The organism is Acidovorax sp. (assembly GCF_046339755.1).
Lineage (GTDB): Bacteria > Pseudomonadota > Gammaproteobacteria > Burkholderiales > Burkholderiaceae_C > Acidovorax.
Genome location: NZ_JBKDTZ010000322.1, coordinates 1 through 20,439 on the forward strand (window position 1 = coordinate 1; position 20,439 = coordinate 20,439).

Here is a 20,439-nt window from a genome sequence, read left to right on the forward strand (position 1 = left end):
CGCGAGTCGGGGTGTCCTGGCGAGGGGGGGGAGCGGTCGAGCCGCCCTGGGCACGCGGCCGTCGGGCCAGGGCTGCAGGGGCTGCGGCTGCTCGGGACCACCTTGATCGCGGGGGTCAGCCCGGCGCTGCTGGCGGGCCCAGGCGCGCTGTCGGCCAAGCAGGTGGCCCGGCTGCCGCTGGTCCACGACGCGCATGGCTCCTGGCCTGCCTTCTTTGCCCACGCGGGCTTGCCGCCCCCGCAGCCCGGCGGCACGCGTTTCAACCAGACGGGACTGGCCATCGATGCCGCGGTGGCTGGCCAGGGGTTGGCGCTGGCCAGCCCTTTCTTCGTCGCGGCGGATCTGGCTGCCGGTCGCCTGCTGCAGGCGCTGCCGCAGGTGGCGCTGCGCACGGGGATGGACCACTACCTGGTATGGCCGCAGCGCCCCCGCAGCGATGGGCTGGTGCCCCTGGACGCGGTCGCCGCGTGGCTGCTGGAGGAAGCGGCTGCGAGCAGCGGTGGTGCACACGCCTGAGCCTGCAGTCCCTGCCTTGCCATGGCCGCTCGGCGCGTCGCGCCCATCGGCATTTCGGTGTGGCCCTGAACGCGTCCTAGCGCATTTGGACTATGGACGACTGCCCGCGATCCCTGCAGCATCACGCACCGTGCCAGCGCTCGAGGAATTGCAGCGCGGCACCCAAGGCGTCGTGACCTGTGTGTGCGCAGACCGGTTCGATGCACCACAACGGCAGCAGAGAACATGCACATGGGATTTTTCACGAAACTTCTGCAGATTCGCAAGGGAGCACGGTCCAGCGTTGACACGCCGTGGGACCTGGAGGACAACGCCAGCGAGCTGGTGCTGGATGCCGAGGCCGCCGAGCACCTGGTCATGGAGATGGAGATCGACGCCTGCATCGCCAGCCATGGGGCTTGGCGCACACAACTGGAGCAGGCGCTGCAGCAACAGATGCTGCAGCAGCAACCGAACCACAGGCAGCAGCAGAGTCCGCAGCCGTTGAATGGCGCGGAAGGCACGCTCGCGGCCGGACTGCCGCACCCCGAACTGCTCTGCGACGCGGCGCGTCCGTGCGCGGTAGCGCGCTGGCTGGCGGGCCCTGGGCAAGCACTCCATGGCAACCGCCAGGCTTTTGGCATGCTGGCGGCGCGGCACCGGTACTTTCACCAGCAGGTGGCGGCGGCGATCCGGCTGCACCAGGCGGGCGAGGGCGCGCAGGCCCGGCAGATCGTGAATGGGGGCTGTGCCCATGCGTCCAACCAGGTGGTGCTGCTGCTCAAGGAGTTCCGCAAGGGGCCGTGGCGCTAAGCGCTCAATCTGTTGCAGACTTTGGTAGGGGGGTCCGGTCTGGCCAAGGGCCGGGGGGGCCAAAGCAAGCCAGGCGAGGCCTTTCGTCACAGCGAGCGGGTTTAGGCGACGGAGCTATGCGCCTCTGCTCTTTACAGGTTCCAGCCGCGACGGCGCACCCCGCTCGCGCGCTGCTGGTCAGCGCTGGGGACGCCTGTCTCACACACTTCACTTCATTTGCAAAAGCGCGCGGAGTAGGGGTTGACCTCCGCTGTGCCGGCATAGGTGAAGGCGTACATCACCGAGTAGACCTGCGAGTTGAGCGTGAAGCCCTGTGGGTAGTAACCCAGCGCCAGCACGCGGCGGTCGGACAGCACGGTGCCAAAACCCAGGTAGTCGGGCTGGTAGCGCAGCGCCTCCAGGCTGAGGATGGTGGTCTGGCCCGAGATCATGTCCACGCGGTCGGTGCCGAAGCCAAAGCGCAGGGGTTCGATAAAGCGGCCGCCGCCGTTGTAGCACAGGTAGGTGCGCGCAGAGGGCGGGAAAGCGAAGTCCGCGGGGATGACCGTGGTGGGCACGGGCGCTGGCGTCGGAGCGGGTGTCGGCGCTGGCGTGGGGGCTGGCGCAGGCGCTGGTGCCGGTGGGGGTGGCGGCACGGGCGTTGGCGTGGGCGTGGGGGCAGGCACGTCCACGGGGGCCGAAGGCGTGTTCTGGTAGATGGTCTTCTGGTAGGTTTTGCCGGTGGCGGCCGACGAGTAGCCCGCTGTGACGATCAGCCCGGGAATGCCTGACACATCGAGCGCGCTGGTGATGGCAAGGGTCTTGCCCTCTAGCGCCACCGGGTTCGCGAAGTAGGGCACGGGCTTGTTGGCATCGCCCGCCACCCAGCCGGCCTGCGTCAGGTTGAGCAAGATGCCCGAGGTGGGCTCGGTGGCAGTGATGAAGTAGTTGCCCTGGCCCGCGTGCAGCGTGGAGGGCTTGAACACCGCGTCCAGCGTCAGGCTCTTGGCATCGCCCCTGACCTTGGCCTCGATGCGGTAGTGCTCGGGGTTGTACACATCGCCCAGCGTGGTGCCGGTTGGCACGAGGATGGGGTCCTTCTGCCCGTCGATGCCCAGGGTCGCGTAGATGGTGCCGTCGTCGAACACCACGGCGGTGCTGCGGTTGCCCGCCGCGATCAGGGAAACGGCCTTGCCGTTGTTAGGAATGTTGAGTTGCCCTTCACCGTAGGCACCCCAGGCGACGACGGTGCCGTCGCGCTTGAGGGCCACGGAGTGCAGGCCCCCGGCGGCGATGGCCACCACATCGCTCAGGCCCACGGGCACATCGCTCTGGCCGTGATGGTTCTTGCCGAAGCCTACCACCGTGCCGTCTTTCTTGAGCGCCAGCGTGTGCATGTAGTTGACGGAGATGGCCACCACGTCCTTCAGCCCGGCGGGCACATTGGTCTGCCCGTCGCGGTTGGAACCCCAAGCGCGCAGCGTGCCGTCCTTGAGCAGGGCGACGGCATGCTCCTCGCCGGCGGCCACCGCCACCACATCGCGCAGGTCCGCGGGCACCTTGGCCGGCGGCTCGTCGCCCCAGGAGACGACCTGCCCGTCATCGCGCGCTGCCAGGTGGTAGCGGTTGCCCCCGGCGATGCTGACGAACCGGCCCGGGTACTCGCGCGCCAACACGGTCTTGGTGAAGCTGCCGATCCAGTTCTTATGCACCTCGATAGAGCCATCGGACTTGAGCAACATCGAGTCCCACGCGCTGTTGTCTATCTTCTCCACGCCACTGGTGCCCGGCTCGATCCACGGCGCGGTGCTCCAGCTCTTCTCGCCAAAACCCATCACCCGCCCATCGCGGCCCAAGGCCGTGTAAATGGACGAGCCGCCACTGATCGCCGGCTGCGCCGCCTGCGCCAGCATGGGGAACGCAGCCAGGCAGGCCAGCATTACCAGCGCGCGTTGCAGGACCGGGGCCGGTTGGCGCAGGGCGGGGGTGCGATGGGGGGAAAGGCGCTGGGCCTGCCTCTGCGATTGCGTTTGCTTCTGTTGTTGTGCTTGCATGGCGTGGGGTGCCCCGGGGCAAGGGCACGGATGAAGGGTTCGGGTGGATTGCAATGGCCGCAGCATGCCCTGTTGTCGTCGTGTTCGGTTTGCTGGGCGCGCGGCGTCAAGGTGCAGGCGCGGCTCACATCGGCCATTCCAGGCATCCCTCAATGCGCGTGGAAAGGGGGCGGGGTGGGGGCATGTTCTGCGTGAGGGAACGTACCACATCCGGGGTGAGGGGCCAAGGGAAATTGGGGCGAGGGCTGCAGGGTGGTAGTGCTGGGGGATGGCCGGTGCACCCCAAGGCCAGTGTCAGCGGCTCATCCCACGAAGGAGGGACGTGGTCCCCTCGACAGGAATCGAACCTGTATCTAGCGCTTAGGAGGCACTCGTTCTATCCATTGAACTACGAGGAGGACGCAGGCGCGCATTGTAGGGGCAGTGCGGGGTGGTCCCGGCGATGCCCGCTTTTTGCTCCGTGCCGTGCCCCGCATGCGGCCTTGCCTTCAGCCGCATGGCTAGGCGGGAAGCCGCGGACAGTGCTTTGGCACGGCAAGGCGAACCAACGACGTCAGGCGGCTCAAGGCACAGCCGCATCAGTCGTACTTCAACGTGTAGATGATGTCCACCGCACTCTGCGCCCCCGTCTGCCCGCGCAGGGTCAGCCGGCGCGAGAGGTCGTAAAAGATGTACAGCGTGCCCAGCGTGCCCGACAGGCTGCGCTCGTACGTCACGTATAGGTCGGTGGACAAACGCTTGCCGAAGGTCAGCGCCGCGCCCGTGGCGTCCTCGCCCGCGCCGGGGCCCTTGAAGCCGATTTCGTCCAGACCCAGGCGGCTGGCCATGTTGGCGGTGGGGCCGGCGCCGCCGCCCTTGCGGCCGAGCAGGGCCAGCGCGGCCTGTTGCAGCACGGCGGCTTCGGCGCCGCCGGCAGCGGCGTCGCGGCCCAGCACCACCCACGAGAGTTTTTCAGCGTCGGGCAGGTCGGGGTCGGAGTACAGGCGCACGCGCGGCGCCAGCACCGAGCCGCTGACCTGCACGCCCGCGCGCACGCTGATGTTGGGGCGCAGGGCCAGGATGTCGAGAGAGGGGTTGTTGTACGGGCCGCTGAAGCGGATGAGCCCCGTCTCCACGTCCAGCATCTGGCCCCAGGCGCGGTAGCGCCCCTGGTCGGTGCGCACCTCGCCGATCACGCGCGGGGGCGCGCCGGGCACGGGGCTGCTGCGCACGTCCAGTTCGCCTGTGAGCCGCGTGGTGATGCCGTGGCCCTGCAGCGCGAAGTCGTTGCCCAGGTTGAGGGTGATGGCGATTTCGGGCGGCTTGGCCGTGGTGGGGGCCGTGCTGGCGCCGGCCGGCTGCTCGGCGGCCTGGTTGGCCTTGGCGATGGCTTGGGCCTTGGCCTGGGCCTCGCGGTCCTTGGCGGCGGAGCGCACCACCACGTCGCTGCCCAGGCTGGGCGCGCTCTCGTCGGGCAGGATGATGGTGGCGCGGTCGGTGGTGAGCTTGCCGCGCACGCTGAACTGGCCCTGCTGCAATTGCGCCTGCACCTTGCCCGACACGCTGACCTGCCGGTCGGCCCGCGCCAGCACCTGCAGGGCCTTGGCCTCGGCCTCGAAGTTCATCGCTATGCCGGATGCCTTGTTGTCGCTGCCTGCCGCTGCCCAGCTCACGCGGCCCGTGCCGTTGAGGGTGCCCCCATCCTGCGGGGCGCTGGTGCGGTTGCCGCTGTAGCCGGGGATGCGGGCCTTGCTTCCCGTGCCGCCGCGCAGGCGGAACTCGGTGATATCGAGCTGGTTGCCGTTGAGCGCCGCGCGCAGGCGCCCGCCCTGCAGGTCCACCCCGTCGAGGATGGAGCGCACGGCCAGCTCGTCGGCCCCCAGCGTGCCGGCCCAGCGCGGCGCGGCACGCGTGCCCGACAGGGTGGCGTTGGCGTCCAGCGTGCCGCGCACGCGCCAGCCCGGTGGGGCCAGGGCGGACCACACGCCCACATCGGGCAGGCGGGCGCGCAGCGTGCCGGCCAGCGGTGCATCGGGTGCCAGCGTGGTGGCCGCCAGCGTGCTGGCCAGGGTGAGGTGGGTGCTGGCGGTGGCGTCCACCTCGCCAGCGCGGGCGCTGGCCCACACCAGCCTGGCGCGCAGCGCGTCGCCCTCGGCCTCCACGCTCAGCTCGGCCTGGCGCACGCCGGCGGCGCTGCTGCTGCCGGGCTCTTCGGTCACGGTGGCTGTGGGGCTGCCGGCGCCCGCGCCCTGGCCGCTGCTCTGCACGGTGGTGATGGTGGCCTGGTCCACTGCCAGGATGCGCAGGTCGCCCGAGGCGCGGCGCACGCTGGCGCTGGCGCGCAGGGGGCCGCTGGTGGTGTCCACGTTCCACTGCCCGTCGAACACGATGTTGCCCGCCAGGCCCAGGCGGGCCAGCAGGGGCTGCTGGGCGGGCTTGCCGGTGGCGGCATCAGCAGTGCCCCCAAAAGCATCCACCCAGGCCATGGGCAGACCCTGCAGGCTGCCCTGCGTTTGCAGGCGCAGCGGGCCGCCGCCACCGCCCGCATAGCTCACCGGCTGCCAGCGCAGGGTGACGGTGCCCGCCACCGGCCCGGTGATGCGTGCCTGCCCGGCCGATGCCTGCACCGACAGGGCCGCGCTGGTGTTGGAGGGAGCAGTGCCGGATGCTGCCGGGGCAGCGGGCGCCGGCGTGGCCGCGCCCATGCGCAGCTTCACCGTCACCGGCTCGGCCAGCTGCACGGCCCAGGGGCCGGGCAGCTGCGTGTCCTGCGCCTGCAGGCGCAGCTCGGTCACCTGGGCCTGCCATTCGTTGGCGGCGTTGGTGCCGCCGGCCAGGCGTGTGCGCACGCTGGCGCGCTGCGTGCCGGTGCGGGCCTCGCCGTCCAGTGCCAGCGTGGCCTGGGCTATCGAGCCTGCCAGCTCGGCATTCACGCTGCGCAACTGGATGTTGGACATCGCACCTGCGCCGCCTTGGCCCGGGGGCAGGGCCACGTCGAGCTGCGGCGTGTTCAGGCGCGCCTGCAGGGTGAAGGCGTCCTTGCCGTCTGCTGGCAGTGCCTTGCCGGCCATCACAGCTTCTATCTGGCGCTGGGCGGTCTGCCAGCCCCCGCTCCAGCGCGCATTGAGCTGGGCCTGGCCCTTGGCGGTGATGCCCTTGGCCGCATCGGCCATGCCCGGCAGGCTGGCCAGCCAGGCCTGGGTTCGCTCGGCATCGGCCAGCTGCACCTGCAGTTCGCCCGCGCCCTTGGCGGGCGCGATCTGGCCGTTGGCGTTGACGGTGGCGCCGGGCACGGTGGCCTTCAACTGGCCCTGGGCCGACTGTTCGCCCACGGCCACGCGCAGCTGCGTGGCCTCTACCTTGGCCTGCAGGGCGTCGAGCAGCAGTTTGTCCAATTGCACCGTGCCGCCGCCCACTTGGGCCAGGTACTGGCCCTGCGCGGTGAAGGTGTTGATGCGCAGCAGCGGCGCGGTGGCTTTGCGGCCCTTGGCGGGTGCAGTCGATGCAGCCGGCTGCGCCGGGGCATTGCCCGTGGCGCGGATGTCCGCCGTAAAGCGCACGGCCTGGTCGGCCTGGCCCTGCGCGGTGATGCGCCCGCCCAGCGGCGCGGCCGCCAGTGCCGTGTGCAGCGCATCGGGGCGCAGGTTGCGCAGATCGGCCTGGCCCTCGGCCGCACCGGTGGCGGGGGTGAACTGGCCCTTCAATGCAATGGTGCCCGCGGCCTTGCCGGTGCCGATGGTGGCGTTGGCCTCGGGCACATCCCAGCGCGTGCCGTCAAAGCCCGCGCGCGCCTGCAGCGCGGCCAGGGGCAGGTGCCGGGTGTCCCAGGGGCCGGGCAGGTCGTTGCGCAGGTCGGCGGCGATGTTCCAGCCGGCGATGGCGGAGGAGGCTGGGGGTGAAGAGGGCGTGGCTGGCGTGGTGGGGGCCGCAGGTGCTGCCGTGGCAGCGCTGGCATCCACCGGGTCCACCTTGACCGTGCCATGCAGCAGCGTGCGCGGCGCCTGCGGCCACAGGGCCGCCAGGTCCAGCGCCTTCAGCGTGGCCTGTGCCTGCTTGAGCGGCTGGGGCACCCAGGGGAGGATGGTGGCCTGCACGTCGGCCTGCATGGGCTCGGCAGGGGCCGTGGCATGGGCGGGCGCGCTGGCCTTGGCGCTGGCCGAGGTGCCCTTGCGGGCGGGGGGGGCTGCGGCCGATGCCGCCGGTGCCGATGCCGCGGGCGCTGCTGCCGCCACCACCACCGGCTTCAACTGCGCCGCCGCCTGCAGTTGCGCCGCCGCCGTGGCCAGCGTGCCCTGCACGGTGGCGTGCGCGGCCACCCGCAGCGGGTTGCCGCCGCCGGGGGGCGTGGTCTGCACAGTGCCGTCCAGCGTGGCGTCGATGGCCATGGGCGCCAGGGCCTGCAGCTTGACCTGGGCGCTGTAGCGGCCCTGGGCCAGCTCCACGTTGTCGATCTTGAGGTGGTGCTCAGTGCCGTCGTAGCGGTAGTCGCCGACCAGGCGCTGGGCCTGCACGGCGGGCTCTCCGGCGAGGCTGATCTGCTGCTCGGGCGAGCCCGCCCACTCCAGGCTGTCCACCTGGAAGGGCACGGCCACCTGCACGGGCAGCACCAGCTGCGTGAGCGGCTTCACCGGTTCGGTGCTGGGCGCCGTGGCCTGGGGGGTAATGCGCACGCGCGATGCATGCACCTCGCCCAGCTCCACCTTGCGGCTGAGCAAGGGCGCCAGCTGCCAGCCGATGCGCGCACCGTCCACCTCCACCACCATGCCCGGGCTGCTCCAGCGCAGCCAGCCAATGCTGCCGCCCGTGCGCAGCGAGCCCGTCACGTCGCGGCTCTCCAGCTTCTGCTCGGCCGGCAAGTACTGCGCCGCGCGCGCCAGCGCCAGGGCCAGCGAGGTGCTGCTGCCGGCCCACCACCACACCGCGCCAGCCACGGCAAGCACCAGCGCCAGCAGGCCCAGCAGCAGCCACACCAGCACGCGCAGCCAGGTGCGGCGCCGGCGCGGCGGTGGCGGCGGGGCCGACGAGCCGGCGCTGAAATCGGGCGAAGGCTTGGCAGCGGAAGAAGGCGGGTTGCGAGAGGGCATCAATCAGAAAGTCAGCGAATCAGGAGGGAGCAGGAAAACAGGGGGCCGTGCTGGCCGCGTCAGAACGTAAAGCCCAGCCGCAGGTGCAGCCGCAGCTCCTTGGCCTGCACGCCATAGGCCAGGTCGGCCTGCAGCGGGCCCACGGGGCTGCGCCAGCGCACGCCGGCACCCACGCCCACGCGCGGGTCCAGGTCGCCCACCTTGTCGGCCACGGCACCGGCGTCCACGAACAGGGTGCTCTCCCAGTCCGTCATGGCGCCCTTGTAGACGATGGGGCGCTGCCATTCCAGGCTGCCCACGGCCATGTAGCGGCCGCCGTAGAGCTGGCCGTTGTCGGTGCGCGCACCGATCTTGCGGTAGCCGTAGCCGCGCACTGTGGTGTCGCCCCCGGTCAAGAAGAGCTGCGTCACCGGCAACTGCGCGCCCTCGCGCGCCAGTACCGCGCCACCCTCGGCGCGTACCGCCAGGCGGGCTGCGCGCGAGGTGCCGTCCTCCGCCTCCACGCGGCCCGCGGCAATGAAGGTCTGCCAGCGCAGCAGCGTGCGCACAAAGGGGTCGCGCTCGGGCGTGAGCGTGGTGCCCACGCCCAGCTCGGCCGCAATGCCATGGCCGCGCGTGGGGGCCGTGTTGTTGTTGAAGTAGCGGCCCGTCCAGCCGTAGTTGATACTCACTGCCGTGCCCGAGGGCGGGGCGTTCAGCCCCTGGCTCTTGGCATAGTCGTACTGCAAAAAGTAGTTGCGGTCGATGTTCTTGGTGCTCTTGCTGCGGCCACCGCGCAGGCGCGCGCTGTTGGTCTCGTAGTCGCCCGTGTCTTCGCGCTGCACCTGCCCGCCGGCAAACCAGCGCCAGCCGTTCTCGCCGGGCAGGTCGGTCCATTCGGTGCTCAGCAGCTTGTTCTTGCGGTCCAGCGACAGCTTGCTCACCGCGCGCCAGCCCAGCAGCGGCATCTTGTTGTGGATGTGGTCAATGGTCAGCCGCGGCCCGCTGTCGGTGGACAGGCCTGCGCCGAAAACCACCTTCTGCAACTGCGCCTCGCGCACCTGCGCCACCACGGGTGCGGCCAGCGGGTCGGTGCCATCGGTGTCCAGCGTGAGGAACACCGCGTCGTAGTATCCGCTGCTGGCCAGGCGCAGTTGCGCGTCCAGCAGCTCCGTCTCGTCGTAGATGGCGCCCGTGGGCAGGCGCGCCAGGCGGCGCGCACCGTCGGGGTCGTAGCGCTCGTTGCCCTCCACGCGCAGCGCGCCAAAGCGGTACAGCGGGCCCGTGTCATAGGCCACGCTCAGGGCCGCCTCGTGCTTGTCCGCATCCACCTCGGCGCGGCTGTTGGTGATGCTGGCCGTGGGGTAGCGGCGCACCTGCAGCTGGCGCAGGCCATCGCTCTTGGCCCCGTCCCACGCCGACTGGGTGAAGGCCCTTCCCGGCGGCAGCCCCCAGCCGTTTTGCACGCGCCGCAGCTTGCGCGCGCGGCCCTCGCCGTCCTGCGCGTTGCTGATTGCTTCGGCAAAGGTAATGTCGGCCTTGGCGATGCGCGTCTGCGGCCCGGGGTCCACCGTCACCACCACCGTGCGTGGCGCCAGTTTGGCATCGGGCGTTTCGGTCATCTCCACCGTGATGGTGGGTGAAAAATACCCCAGCGTGCCCAGCAGCTCGCGCGCATTGGCATCGGCCGCGCCCAGCAGGCGCTGCAGCTCGCTGGCCTGCAGGTCGGGCAACTGGCGAAAGCGCTGCAGCTCCAGGTGCTTCTCCAGCGTCTCGCGCACCGTGTCAGGTGCGCGCACCTGCACGTCGAACGAGGGGCTGCCGTCGCTGTCCGCCGCGATGGGGCTCGACGCCGCATCGCGCGGCGTATTCGCATCGTTACCGCGCCCGGGCAGCAGGCTGCAACCCTGCAGCAGCAACAGCCCCGCAGCACTGCAAAGCAGCAACGCCGGCCATCGGGCCGGCGTTGGGGAATGGGCAGTGGACGGCAGTTGGCTACGGGACACGGCAGGCGGTTTGGGTTGGGGTGGACGACGGGTCATGGTACGGCACATGCAGGCTCGCGCCCCGGCGCCGGGATCGCCACAGGGGGCTGCCTGCGAAGGCCACACTATCGCCGCAAAAACCGCGTTCCCTTGTAAGACAGATTCCCGCAGCGTATCGGGGTGTGTCTGGTGGGAGCGAGAGGACGCTGCTTGGCCGAAAGCGACTGCGCAGATGCTCCATCAAACCACCACCCATAGCGTCACCCCTATTACTGCGCCTGCCAGCAAGGCCGGCGCAGCCACCGACCAGTCCTGCGTGGACGGCACGCTCGCCCCGAAGGCCGACGCTGCCAGCCAGGCATGCAGCCAGTACATGGCGCCAGACCCGGCCGCAGGCATGAAGGTGGTGGCCCACCAGAAGCTCAGCGGTGCCAGCGCCACCGGCGCCAGCGCAATCGGCAACGAGCGCAGGTACCCCGCCTGAAACCGCACCGACCCCAGCCGCCAGCCCCCGTGCGTGCGCATCGGCACCAGGTTGGGCATGGTGGGCCGGGCGCCCAGCAGCGCTGCCACCGTCCAGTGCATGGCCTCGTGCAAGGCAGTGCCCGGCAGCACCGCCAGGCAGTACGTCCACATGCCGATGTACACGCACAGGCGCTGAAAGAGCAGGATGCCGCCCAGCACCAGCCAGTCCCTGGTGTCCAGTGCGTGTGCACGCACGCTCGCCCAGGCCAGTGGGTGGGTGAGGGCATCGGTGATCCAGTTGGTGCTGCTGCTGTCCATGTGGGGGCGGTCCGTCGATCCATCGTTCGTTCGCTCATTCATTCATTCATTGAGCAAGGAACAGGGCGCGCCACGGGTGGGCACCCAGGGGCGATTGTCACGATGAAATCGGGGGCGCGTGTCGGATGGGATGCCTTGTTGGCCGCTGACGTACCGCATGCTCGCCTGCAACCCCAGGCCCCCGCTATAGTTGTCGGCACCGCCCCGCAGCCGGGACTGTGCCCCGGGCGCCCGGCGGCTCGTACGCCGCGCACACCGAAAGGAGCACCCCATGGGACGCCTGACCTTTAGCATCAACCTCACCCTGGACGGCTGCGTGGACCACCAGGAGGGCATTGCCGACGACGAGACGCACGCCTTCTTCACCCACCTCATGGACACGCACGGCGCCATGCTGTGGGGCCGCGTCACCTACGAGATGATGGAACACTACTGGCCCGCGGTCGCGCGCGGCGAGGTGGAGGATGCGCCACCGGCCGTGCATGAGTGGGCGACCAAGCTGCAGGCCAAGCCCAAGTACGTGGTGTCCTCCACGCGCAAGGATTTTCCGTGGGCCCACAGCCACCTGATCGCCGGCGGCGACGACCTGCGCGCGGGCATCCAGGCGCTCAAGGACGCAACCCCGGGCGGTGTGCTGCTGGGCAGCGGCAAGCTGGCCACCGTGCTCGACCGGCTGGACCTGATCGACGAGTACCAACTGCTCGTGCACCCGCGCATCGCCGGCCACGGGCCCACGCTGTACCAGGGCGGGCTGCCCGCCGCGCGGCGGCTCACGCTGGTCTCGGCGAAGCCGCTGCGCTGCGGCGCGGTAGCTGTGCATTACCGGCGGTTGGGTTGACCTGGGAGGGGCTCCCACCCGCAATGCCAGCTCGGCGCTAGGTAATTTCCTGCCGCGGCTGCTTGCAACTGCTTGCCCGCCAAGCAAGGATGACCTGTTGTCGACCTGGTGGCTCAATGGGCCGGACGTGGAAAAAGATGGCAATGCCGAGCATCAAAAGACCTGGCAGCAAATCCCCCCACCAGATGGATGCTCGCGAGGTGCAGCGGCTCATGTAGCGCGATTCAACCAGCAGCCAGGCCTGCCCTTCCGCGGTCAGCAGCCACCAGATCATCACCCCGCCGCTGGCCAGGCACCCGATGCCCACCGCTGCAAGCAGCGCAATGAAGATGCTGACCGTGACGCTTGCCGCCAGCCTGCGCGAGCCGCCGGCATGCCAAGGCCTGGGCTATAAACGGCGCTGCGCAACACAGGCCTCCTGCAGGCTGCCCTCGCTCCTGCAAGCACACCCCCCAGCACACCATGACCACCAGTTCCATCGAGATCGCGGGCCAGCAAGTCCCCGCCATCGGCTCGCCCGAAGGCCTCACCCTCACCACCGACCGGTACCTCTCGCTCAGCGACCTCAGCGAGTTCCCGGCCCAGGTGCGGGTCATCGCCGGGTCGCTGCACCTGCACAACAGCAGCCTGCGCAGCCTGCCCTCTCCGTTCACCATCGAGGGCGACCTGGACATCTACAGCTGCCCGGACCTGGTGCTGCCCGACCACCTGTGGGTGACCGGCGACCTGATGTTGACCAACAGCGAGGTCCGCGCCGACACACTGCCCGCCGGCCTAGTGGTGGGCGGCAGTCTCTTCATCGGGGACTGCCAGTTCCGCGCACTGCCGCCCGACCTGCGCGTGGGCCGCAGCATCGTGGCCAAAGACAGCAAGCTCGAAGTTCTGCCCGACGCGCTCACGCTGCCGGGCTCGCTGGACATCAGCGGCACCACCATCTCCCGGTTGCCCGCGCAGCTCGACGTCGGCAGCGCCCTGGTGGCCGCCCATTGCCCCATTGAGGAGCTGCCGGCCCATGCCAAGGTGGGCGAAAGCCTGGACATCCGCGGTACACGCATCACCCGCCTGCCGGACGAACTGGCGCTGCGCGGCGACCTGTTCCTCTCCGATACCGGCATCGCCAGCCTGCCTGAGAACCTGCACCTTTCGTCCCTGGACATCACCAACACCCCCATCACGCACCTGCCCGAATCCACCCGGGTGCAGGGCAGCCTGTGGGCCAACGGCACGCAGATCAAGCGGCTGCCCGCGGGCCTGGTGCGCTTCGATACGCTCGCCCTCAACGGCAGCGCCATCGAAGAACTGCCCGAGAACCTGCACGTCCAGCTCGACTTGTATCTGGCGGACAGCGCCATCCGCCAACTGCCCGCCAGGATCGACGTGGGCGGCACTGTCTACCTGGGCGGCACCTCCGTGCCCCGCACCTGCCTGCCCAAGAACAGCCGCACGGGCAAGCCGTTGGACATCAACTGGGACTGGCGCCCCGCGTAAAAAAAGAAAAGAGACAACGCCACCGCACGTGCCCGCACCGCAATGCCCAAGTCACCCGCCCACAGGCGCCTCTGGTCGCATCGCTCAGGTGCCGGTCACCCGCCTTGCGCCGCGCGGGGCGCCAAGCAGCGCATCATGCAGCGCGGGCACGCAGCCAGGCAACGATGTCCGCCGTCACCTCGTCGCGGTTCGTCTCGTTCAGGATTTCGTGGCGCGCTGCCGGGTACAGCTTGACCGTCATATCCGCAATGCCGGCATCGCGGGAGCGCTGGCCCAGCAGCTCGATCAGCGCACCGCCTCCGGCAAGCGGATCGGCGTCGCCCGAGGCGATCAGGAGTGGCAGGTCACGGCGAATGCCCGCCAGCAACGCGGGGTCCGCCAGCCGGGCGGCGGGGGCGAAGAGCGATGGGATCACATCGTCCGGCACCTCCCACCCGCACCAGGGGTCGGCCACATAGGCATCGACCTCCGCGTCGTCCCGCGACAGCCATTCGTACCCTGTGCGGTGTTCGAAGCCTGCATTGAAAGCCGCGAGCCCCGCCGGCGCGTCTGCCGGGGCATTGGCCATGGCAGCGGCCAGCGCGTCGAGCGCGGTGGAGCCGGACAGAATGACACCTGCCCATGTCGATGCGTGGTCCAGCAGAGCGGCCTGCGCCGCAAACGACCCCATCGAATGGGCAAACAGAAACACCGGCAGGCCGCCATGCTGCGCCCGCAGTGCCGATCCGTACTGGGCCACATCGGCAATCAGCCCGCTGAAACCCGCCGCGCCGAAGTCGCCCAGGCGCCCCCCGGCGGTACGCCCGTGCCCACGGTGGTCCACCGCGTGGACCACGAACCCCGCGGCATTGAGCTGCCTGGCAAAGCGGTCATAGCGTTCACCGTGCTCGGCCAGTCCGTGGGCAATCTGCACCACTCCAGCCGGCTGGCCCGCAACATGGGCCCAGGTGTAGGTCGTCACCTTGGTGCCGTCTGCGTTGGACAGGAAGGAAGAGGTGGAAGTGCTGCTCATGCTTTTATTCTGACACGCAGGAGGTTGGGGCCGAAGGGATGATTGGCTGGTGGGCCAGGGTGGGCAGGCGCCCACTCTGGCCGTTGAAATCGCTGGCATCGCCTCCTGGCGTCCCCCCTTCAATACACCGGCCAGGGCGCCGCCAGGTCCGGCCCCAGCTCCAGCACCTCGCGAAAGCGCCCTGCGCGCAGCATCTCGTCCACGTCGCTGCCGTAGCCGATGAACAGGCGCAGCCCCTCCAGGCCCGGGCCGTCCAGGCGCGGCAGCAGGGTCAGCGGTTGGGACTGCGCCTCGCCAGTGAGCTGCACGTTGCTGGCCAGCGCCGGCACGGGCCAGCGCAGCGGGCCCCAGTGTCCCTGCGCGTCCATCTGCACCCAGGTGCTGCCCGGGCCCGGCACGCCCAGGGTGGCCAGGGCGTACAGGTTGGCGCTGGCGGGAGTGCCCGCGCTGCCAAACACCTCGCCCTTGAAGGCCAGGCTGCGCGGGCTGCCCGCCAGCTCCATGTTCACGCGAAACGGCGGTTGCCGCGCATCGGTGGTGCCCACCGTGGTGGGCACGTTGGGCGTGGCCGGGTCCAGGTCCAGATCGCCCTGGCCGGCCAGGCCTGCCACGGGCATGGGCTCGGCCGCGCTGGCGTAGGCGCCCGTGCCCAGTTGCCCATAGCGGCCCTGGCCCAGGGCCCACACCGTGCCATCGGCCAGGCGCAGGTGCACCGAGCCGCCGCGCTGGGCGAAGATGCTGGTGAGCTGCTTGTCCTCGTCCATGCCCATCGTCACCGCCGTGATGGGCGCGTGCATGCGCAGGCGCCGGCCCAGGTGGTTGTTGAACAGCTTGCCGTAGCACTGGGCCGTGCCGTCCTGCAGCACTGCGCAGGCATTGAACTCGCCGCCGTGGATGGAGACCGCCTTGCCGGGCAGGGGCAGCACCATGGGCTCCATCACCAGCCAGTCGGCCACGGGCAGCGCGGCGCCATCCACCCCGGCAATGCCGTTGTTGCGGCGCTGGCCCCAGAACCACACCTGGCCCGCTGCATCCAGCGCGTACGAGGCGCCGTAGCCATCGTCCACCGTGGCCACCTGCACGATGGTGGCGGGAAGGCCCAGCACCTTGCGCGGCGTGCGCAGCCATGCGCCGACCGTGTACAGGTCGGTGCCCGCCGGCAGGTAGCCCGCGCCGCCGCTGCTGCCAATGCGCCACACCGACCCATCCACCCCCAGAATGAGCCCGTGCCCATTGCCGCCCACCGCCACATCGCGCGCCAGCGGCATGCCCGACGACTCGCCCACCACCACCGGGCGCATGTGCGTCGGGGGGTACACCCCCCAGCCGCCCGAACTCCACACCTTGCCATCGGCGTCCACCGCCAGCCACTGGCCCAGCGCCGTGGCCAGCTTCTTGACCTGCACCGGCAGCGCCACGGGCGTGGGCACCTGCAGGGGCTGGCTGGCCACAAAGCCTGCGCTCGGGTCGTACGGCGTGGCGCCATTGCCCCAGGCAAAAATGCGCCCGTCCTGCAGCAGCACATGGCTGCCCGTGCCGCTGGCGTGCACGCTGGCCGCGGGCCCTGGCAAGCCCACCCGGCGCGGGCTGGCCGACGACTCCAGCCCGCCCCCCGCCGGCACGGCCAGGTGCCCGCCCGTGTTGGAGCCCTGGGCATACAGCTTGCCGTCGCGCGTGATGTACATGACCACCGAGGCCAGGCCCAGCGACTGCGTTCCGGAGCCACTCGCATCCACCACGTTGGTGGCCAGCTTCTCCAGCGACACCTGCCAGCCCGGCGTTTCGTTCGGGTTCACATAGCGCCAGCGCCACAGGTCGCCCTCGGCCGTCAGGCCCAGGTAGCCATCGCCGCCACTCACGGTCGTCTTGATCTGCACGCCGTTGCGCACCAGCTCCGGGTGCATCGAATAGCGGTAAGGGTCGAACGGGTCGTAGCCAGAGGGGGCACTGGCAGCCAGCCGCACGGGCGGGCAATCGGTCGTTCGCGGTGGCGGCAGCGAGGTCTGGCTGCGGTACACCGGGTCGGTGCCCCAGGTCCACCGCGTGCCATCGGCCGCCTTGGCGGTGATGCGCGAGGCCGGCAGATCCCTCGATACATTGCCGACCCGGTCGGTGATCGGTGCCGAGGCCGCCACCGAGATATCCACCACCGGCGGCACATCGCGCATGGCCACCGGCTGCGCCGTGTACGCCGTCGATGCGCCGCATGCCACCCCCTCGCCCCACGACCAGACCACGCCCTGCTCGTCCAGCGCCACCGTGGTGCGCGCACTGTGAATGATGCGCGCCAGCCGCGCCGGCACCTGCGCAGAAGCACGCTGCGGCGCGGGCGCATCCACCCCCGTGGGCAACGGCCCCCACCACCAGGGCTGGCCGTTGTTGTCGATCACGAACGAAGGCGCCCCCTCCCCGCCATTGGCGATAAAGCTCGCCCCGCGAAAGATGATTTGCGGCGTGGCCCGGTCAGCCCGCGTGCCATCGCCCAGCTCGCCCCGCAGGTTGGTGCCCCAGCTCCACACATTGCCATCGGCATCCAGCACCAGCGCCGAGGTGCGGCTGGTGCGCACCATGGCCGCCTTGGCCGGCAACGCAACCTCCCGCGCCGTGGCCGCATACACCGTGCGCCCCTGGCCCAGCTGCGCCTGCCGGTTGTCACCCCAGGCCAGCACACTGCCATCGGCCTGCAGCGCCAGGCCGTGGCGGGCGCCGGTGGCGATGGTTTGGGCGTGGGTGGGGGAAGGGAGCAGGGGGAGGGTGGTTGCGCAGAGGAGGAGCAGGGTGGGGGCGAGCAGGGGTAGGCGCTGGTGCCATGGGCGGGCGCGGTGGTGCTGCTGGTGTTGTTGCTGCTCAGGCGGGGATCGCCTTGGGGTGGTCGTCTTCGCTGTCGTCATGGCCTCGCCTCTCTATCTATCGATGTGTTGTGGCGGCCATTGTGGGGGTGGGGATAGAGGCAGGGCGGTGATGGGGGTCACGGGCGAAGGCCATAGGGCAATGCGCTGGGGTGGATAGCCCAATCGCTTGACTGAAATACTGTATTTATATACAGTATCTAGATGCGTCTCCTCAACCCCTCAAAAATGTTGGCGTGGCGTGTATGGCCGGCAAGATCGACACGCCGGTGCAGACCAGAGTCTCTGAGTCGCGCGGATAAGTGCGAAATTTGGCAGCTCGCAAACCACTGTCGTGGGCTTCCTCCAATTCACGTGTCTCGCGGCTCAAACCCCCCATGCGGACGGGCGACTGCTGCACGTAACAACTTTGATACAGTCCTCGCCATCCTTAGACACAGGTGGGGTGCGGACTGCATGGGAACTCAAAAGCTCGCCATCGAGTTGCTTCTGAAGCGTCAAGACGTCCAGCCGTATGCGAAGCAGGTAGCTAGAGCTGCTGAAAGTGACCGCTTGGCATTGGGGTGGTTTCCCTTCAAAGTCTACGAGGAGGCAGCTATCAGCGAACGGCTTATCGTGGCGATTGCCCGCGACGCGGATGAGGTCCGATACGCGGGGCATCTCATGTTTACGACCACGTTTCCACGTGGGCATGTTTCGCAGATCCATGTGGATTCGAGCCACCGTCGATATGGGATCGCCAAACGCATGTTGGACGCGCTCAAGGACCAATTGAGCGCTTTGAACTACATCGCTATTCACGCCAAAGTCGCTGAAGACCTGCGCACCTCTCAGGAGTTTTGGCAGAGCCAGGGCTTCTATGCGCATCGCGCGGTTCCTGGGGGCAAGACCCGAGGTCGGACTCTGGTGGCCCGAAGCCATGAACTGCCGACGCGACAGCTCTTCCCGACCAGTGGGTTGAGCCACGGAGATCCTCTGGGACTTGCGGCCGAGCCGGCCATTGCTACCAAGCTGTACCTGCTGGATCTCAATGTGATGTTCGATCTGGGGCCGCGCAGGGCGCGCCATCAGGATGTGGTTGACCTGTTCGCGCTCGAACGTCTAGGTGTGTGCCGCCTGGCGCTCAGCACGGAGTTCGATGCCGAACTGAAGCGATCAGCCACGATGGGAAAAACGGATCCCATGCAGGGGCTGGGGCAAGTCTTTCCAAAGTTTGCGGCACCGCCTGAAGAGGTCATGAAGCAGTACACCCAGGAGATCGCCCCAGTGGTCTTCCCGGAGCGTTTCGCGGCGGGTGCGTTGACCGACAACGACCTCTCGGATCTACGGCACCTGGGTACAGCTATTTATCACAAACTGGCTGGTCTGGTCACCAGTGATGGGGCGATTCGGGATGCATCAGCCATGCTCCGCTCGCGCTATGGCATCGAAGTACTATCTCCATCGGCGTTCAAGGTCTTAGATGAACTCGACACTGGGCTCGGTGCCGTTACCGCCAGCACACGTGACACATTGGAATTGCTGGAACTGACACCTGGACGCGAGGTGGCTGTTCGTGGGTTGCTCGGTAGCCTTGGTGTAGCGGTGGCGGATCAGTCCACTCTCTGGGCTGCGGATGATGGAAGCAGCCGGGCCCGCCATCGCCATGTCGTGCTGGAGGGGGAACGGACCATCGGCTATCTGATGTGGCCCAGCGGCCTCAGAAACGCCACATGCGATGCGTTCTTGGCCGTGGATGAACGGGTAACGTGTGCACCAGACGCTGCCCGCCTGATGCTTGTGCATTTGATGGGACAAGCCAATGAAGAGGTTCAACGCATTCGACTGCGCCTCGCACCCCAGCAGGCCTCTGTGCGAGAGGTGGCGCTGGAGGTCGGATTCACTGGTACGGACAAAGCGCAGGAACTGAACAAGGTATCGCTTCACAGCGTGCTCCTTCCCCATAACTGGTCGACCCTCCGCTCCAAGCTGCAAGCCGTGAGCGAGATAGCTCTGCCATCGTTGATGCCTGCCTTCAGAGCGGCTGACCAGTATTTGGAGCTGACACGACCTGATGGCCAACGCACGCAGGTGTCAGCGTTTGCTTTGGAAACTTTGCTCTCGCCCGCACTGATCTGCATGCCTGGTAGGCCTGGTGTGCTTGTGCCAATCAAGCGGGACTACGCTGAGCACCTTCTGGGACATCTCGGCCAGATGCAATTGCTCCCGCGCTCGAAAGCCTTGCTCTACCAGCAGCGCCACTACTTGAGTTCACCTAGAGCTCTGAAGGCATTTCAGCGCGGCAGCCTGATGTTCTTCTACGAGTCCAGCCGCAGCAAGGGTCTGACCGCGGTAGTCGCAGTGGCCAGGGTGAACAACGCCTACCTGAGTGCCGAGGGAGCGGTCGAAAAGGATGATCTAGACCGGTCCGCGTTGGAGGCTGGTGACCTTGCCGCCATCGGCAAGTCTGAGATCAAGACCGTTGTCGCTTTCAGCAACCTGATAATGCTTCAAAAACCAGTGTCGTTGGAAAGCCTCAAGAAATTCGGCTGTGGCGATGCGACTAAGTTGCTGACAAGTCGCCCCCTCACGTCCAAGCAGATCGAAAACATTCTTCTTGAAGGATTCCCTGCATGAATGCCCCGCACAACTTCCTGATCTCTCTTGAAGAGCGGCACGCGAACAGGATTCTTCAAGGAACGAAAACTGTTGAGCTTCGTCGACGAACGATGCACGTCCCGATTGGCTCGACGGTTTGGATTTACGTGAAGATGCCAGTGGGCAGTGTGGTCGGTTGTGCCAAAGTCATCAGCCTGCACACGCTTGCTCCGAGCACACTATGGAGCCGTTTTGGCCCCGTATCCGGTTTGCAGCGCCAGGAGTTTTTCGAATATTTCTCGGGCCTATCGAAAGCCTTTGCGTTAGGACTGAGTGAGCCCATCCGGTTGACGTCTCCGATCCCGTTGAGCAAGTTGCGCGACGTTTCCAACGGTTTTCATCCCCCGCAGTTCTTCGCCAATGTTGCGAGTGATGGTCCCTTGCTACGTGAAATGAGTCGGGCACTGCTGCCTAAACGCCTTACATCGCCACGTCGAGAAATGGTCCTCGAGCTGGCTTAAAAC

The 20,439-nt window shown here is 68.4% G+C and carries 13 protein-coding genes and 1 tRNA gene; 6 read left to right on the plus strand and 8 right to left on the minus strand.

Annotated features, from left to right (window positions below; translation table 11 throughout):
• Positions 1–516: LysR substrate-binding domain-containing protein (locus ACK59X_RS27855; protein ID WP_409961761.1), on the plus strand; the 516-nt coding region annotated here is incomplete at its 5' end.
• Positions 517–741: 225 nt separating this feature from the next.
• Positions 742–1,308, plus strand: coding sequence for a hypothetical protein (locus tag ACK59X_RS27860; RefSeq protein ID WP_409961762.1), 567 nt, complete (start codon positions 742–744; stop codon positions 1,306–1,308).
• A gap of 212 nt (positions 1,309–1,520) precedes the next feature.
• Here the strand turns inward: ACK59X_RS27860 and ACK59X_RS27865 are convergent, their stop codons facing one another.
• From ACK59X_RS27865 to ACK59X_RS27885, 5 genes are all read right to left on the minus strand, one after another.
• Positions 1,521–3,341, minus strand: a complete 1,821-nt coding sequence (locus tag ACK59X_RS27865) for an RCC1 domain-containing protein (RefSeq protein WP_409961763.1) — start codon at positions 3,339–3,341, stop codon at positions 1,521–1,523.
• 323 nt (positions 3,342–3,664) lie between these two features.
• Positions 3,665–3,739, minus strand: a tRNA-Arg gene (locus ACK59X_RS27870).
• A gap of 180 nt (positions 3,740–3,919) precedes the next feature.
• Positions 3,920–8,404: a translocation/assembly module TamB domain-containing protein gene (locus ACK59X_RS27875; protein ID WP_409961764.1), complete on the minus strand. Its 4,485-nt coding sequence runs from the start codon at positions 8,402–8,404 to the stop codon at positions 3,920–3,922.
• Positions 8,405–8,463: 59 nt separating this feature from the next.
• Positions 8,464–10,425 (minus strand): autotransporter assembly complex protein TamA, encoded by a 1,962-nt coding sequence (locus ACK59X_RS27880; RefSeq protein WP_409961765.1) that lies wholly within the window; start codon positions 10,423–10,425, stop codon positions 8,464–8,466.
• 183 nt (positions 10,426–10,608) lie between these two features.
• Entirely contained in the window at positions 10,609–11,151 is a 543-nt protein-coding gene (locus tag ACK59X_RS27885) for a hypothetical protein (RefSeq protein ID WP_409961766.1), read from the minus strand.
• Positions 11,152–11,422: 271 nt separating this feature from the next.
• Here ACK59X_RS27885 and ACK59X_RS27890 point away from each other — a divergent pair, with 271 nt between their 5' ends.
• Positions 11,423–11,989: a dihydrofolate reductase family protein gene (locus ACK59X_RS27890; RefSeq protein WP_409961767.1), complete on the plus strand. Its 567-nt coding sequence runs from the start codon at positions 11,423–11,425 to the stop codon at positions 11,987–11,989.
• A gap of 37 nt (positions 11,990–12,026) precedes the next feature.
• Here the strand turns inward: ACK59X_RS27890 and ACK59X_RS27895 are convergent, their stop codons facing one another.
• A complete protein-coding gene (locus ACK59X_RS27895; protein ID WP_409961768.1) occupies positions 12,027–12,263 on the minus strand; it encodes a hypothetical protein in 237 nt (78 codons plus the stop codon).
• A 188-nt stretch (positions 12,264–12,451) separates the two neighbouring features.
• Between ACK59X_RS27895 and ACK59X_RS27900 the strand changes: the two genes are divergently transcribed.
• Positions 12,452–13,477 (plus strand): hypothetical protein, encoded by a 1,026-nt coding sequence (locus ACK59X_RS27900; RefSeq protein ID WP_409961769.1) that lies wholly within the window; start codon positions 12,452–12,454, stop codon positions 13,475–13,477.
• Between the two features lie 133 nt (positions 13,478–13,610).
• Here the strand turns inward: ACK59X_RS27900 and ACK59X_RS27905 are convergent, their stop codons facing one another.
• Both ACK59X_RS27905 and ACK59X_RS27910 read right to left on the minus strand, forming a co-directional pair.
• Positions 13,611–14,489, minus strand: a complete 879-nt coding sequence (locus tag ACK59X_RS27905; RefSeq protein WP_409961770.1) for an alpha/beta fold hydrolase — start codon at positions 14,487–14,489, stop codon at positions 13,611–13,613.
• A gap of 119 nt (positions 14,490–14,608) precedes the next feature.
• Positions 14,609–17,380 carry an RCC1 domain-containing protein gene (locus tag ACK59X_RS27910; RefSeq protein WP_409961771.1) on the minus strand — a complete coding sequence of 924 codons (2,772 nt, stop codon included), beginning with the start codon at positions 17,378–17,380 and terminating at the stop codon, positions 14,609–14,611.
• 414 nt (positions 17,381–17,794) lie between these two features.
• Between ACK59X_RS27910 and ACK59X_RS27915 the strand changes: the two genes are divergently transcribed.
• The gene (locus tag ACK59X_RS27915; protein ID WP_409961772.1) at positions 17,795–19,954 is read left to right on the plus strand and encodes a GNAT family N-acetyltransferase; all 2,160 of its coding nucleotides are present in this window, start codon (positions 17,795–17,797) and stop codon (positions 19,952–19,954) included.
• A complete protein-coding gene (locus ACK59X_RS27920; protein ID WP_409961773.1) occupies positions 19,951–20,436 on the plus strand; it encodes an ASCH domain-containing protein in 486 nt (161 codons plus the stop codon). Before ACK59X_RS27915 ends, ACK59X_RS27920 begins: the two co-directional genes overlap by 4 nt.
• Positions 20,437–20,439 lie beyond the last annotated feature (3 nt).

Bases quoted from the DNA above. Each gene is read 5' to 3' on its own strand.
- ACK59X_RS27860 (WP_409961762.1), top strand. From the start codon at position 742: ATGCACATGGGATTTTTCACGAAACTTCTGCAGATTCGCAAGGGAGCA.
- ACK59X_RS27875 (WP_409961764.1), bottom strand. From the start codon at position 8,404: ATGCCCTCTCGCAACCCGCCTTCTTCCGCTGCCAAGCCTTCGCCCGAT.
- ACK59X_RS27920 (WP_409961773.1), top strand. From the start codon at position 19,951: ATGAATGCCCCGCACAACTTCCTGATCTCTCTTGAAGAGCGGCACGCG.
- ACK59X_RS27910 (WP_409961771.1), bottom strand. From the start codon at position 17,380: ATGACGACAGCGAAGACGACCACCCCAAGGCGATCCCCGCCTGAGCAG.
- ACK59X_RS27895 (WP_409961768.1), bottom strand. From the start codon at position 12,263: ATGATCTGGTGGCTGCTGACCGCGGAAGGGCAGGCCTGGCTGCTGGTT.
- ACK59X_RS27890 (WP_409961767.1), top strand. From the start codon at position 11,423: ATGGGACGCCTGACCTTTAGCATCAACCTCACCCTGGACGGCTGCGTG.
- ACK59X_RS27915 (WP_409961772.1), top strand. From the start codon at position 17,795: ATGGGAACTCAAAAGCTCGCCATCGAGTTGCTTCTGAAGCGTCAAGAC.
- ACK59X_RS27900 (WP_409961769.1), top strand. From the start codon at position 12,452: ATGACCACCAGTTCCATCGAGATCGCGGGCCAGCAAGTCCCCGCCATC.
- ACK59X_RS27880 (WP_409961765.1), bottom strand. From the start codon at position 10,425: ATGACCCGTCGTCCACCCCAACCCAAACCGCCTGCCGTGTCCCGTAGC.
- ACK59X_RS27885 (WP_409961766.1), bottom strand. From the start codon at position 11,151: ATGGACAGCAGCAGCACCAACTGGATCACCGATGCCCTCACCCACCCA.
- ACK59X_RS27905 (WP_409961770.1), bottom strand. From the start codon at position 14,489: ATGAGCAGCACTTCCACCTCTTCCTTCCTGTCCAACGCAGACGGCACC.
- ACK59X_RS27865 (WP_409961763.1), bottom strand. From the start codon at position 3,341: ATGCAAGCACAACAACAGAAGCAAACGCAATCGCAGAGGCAGGCCCAG.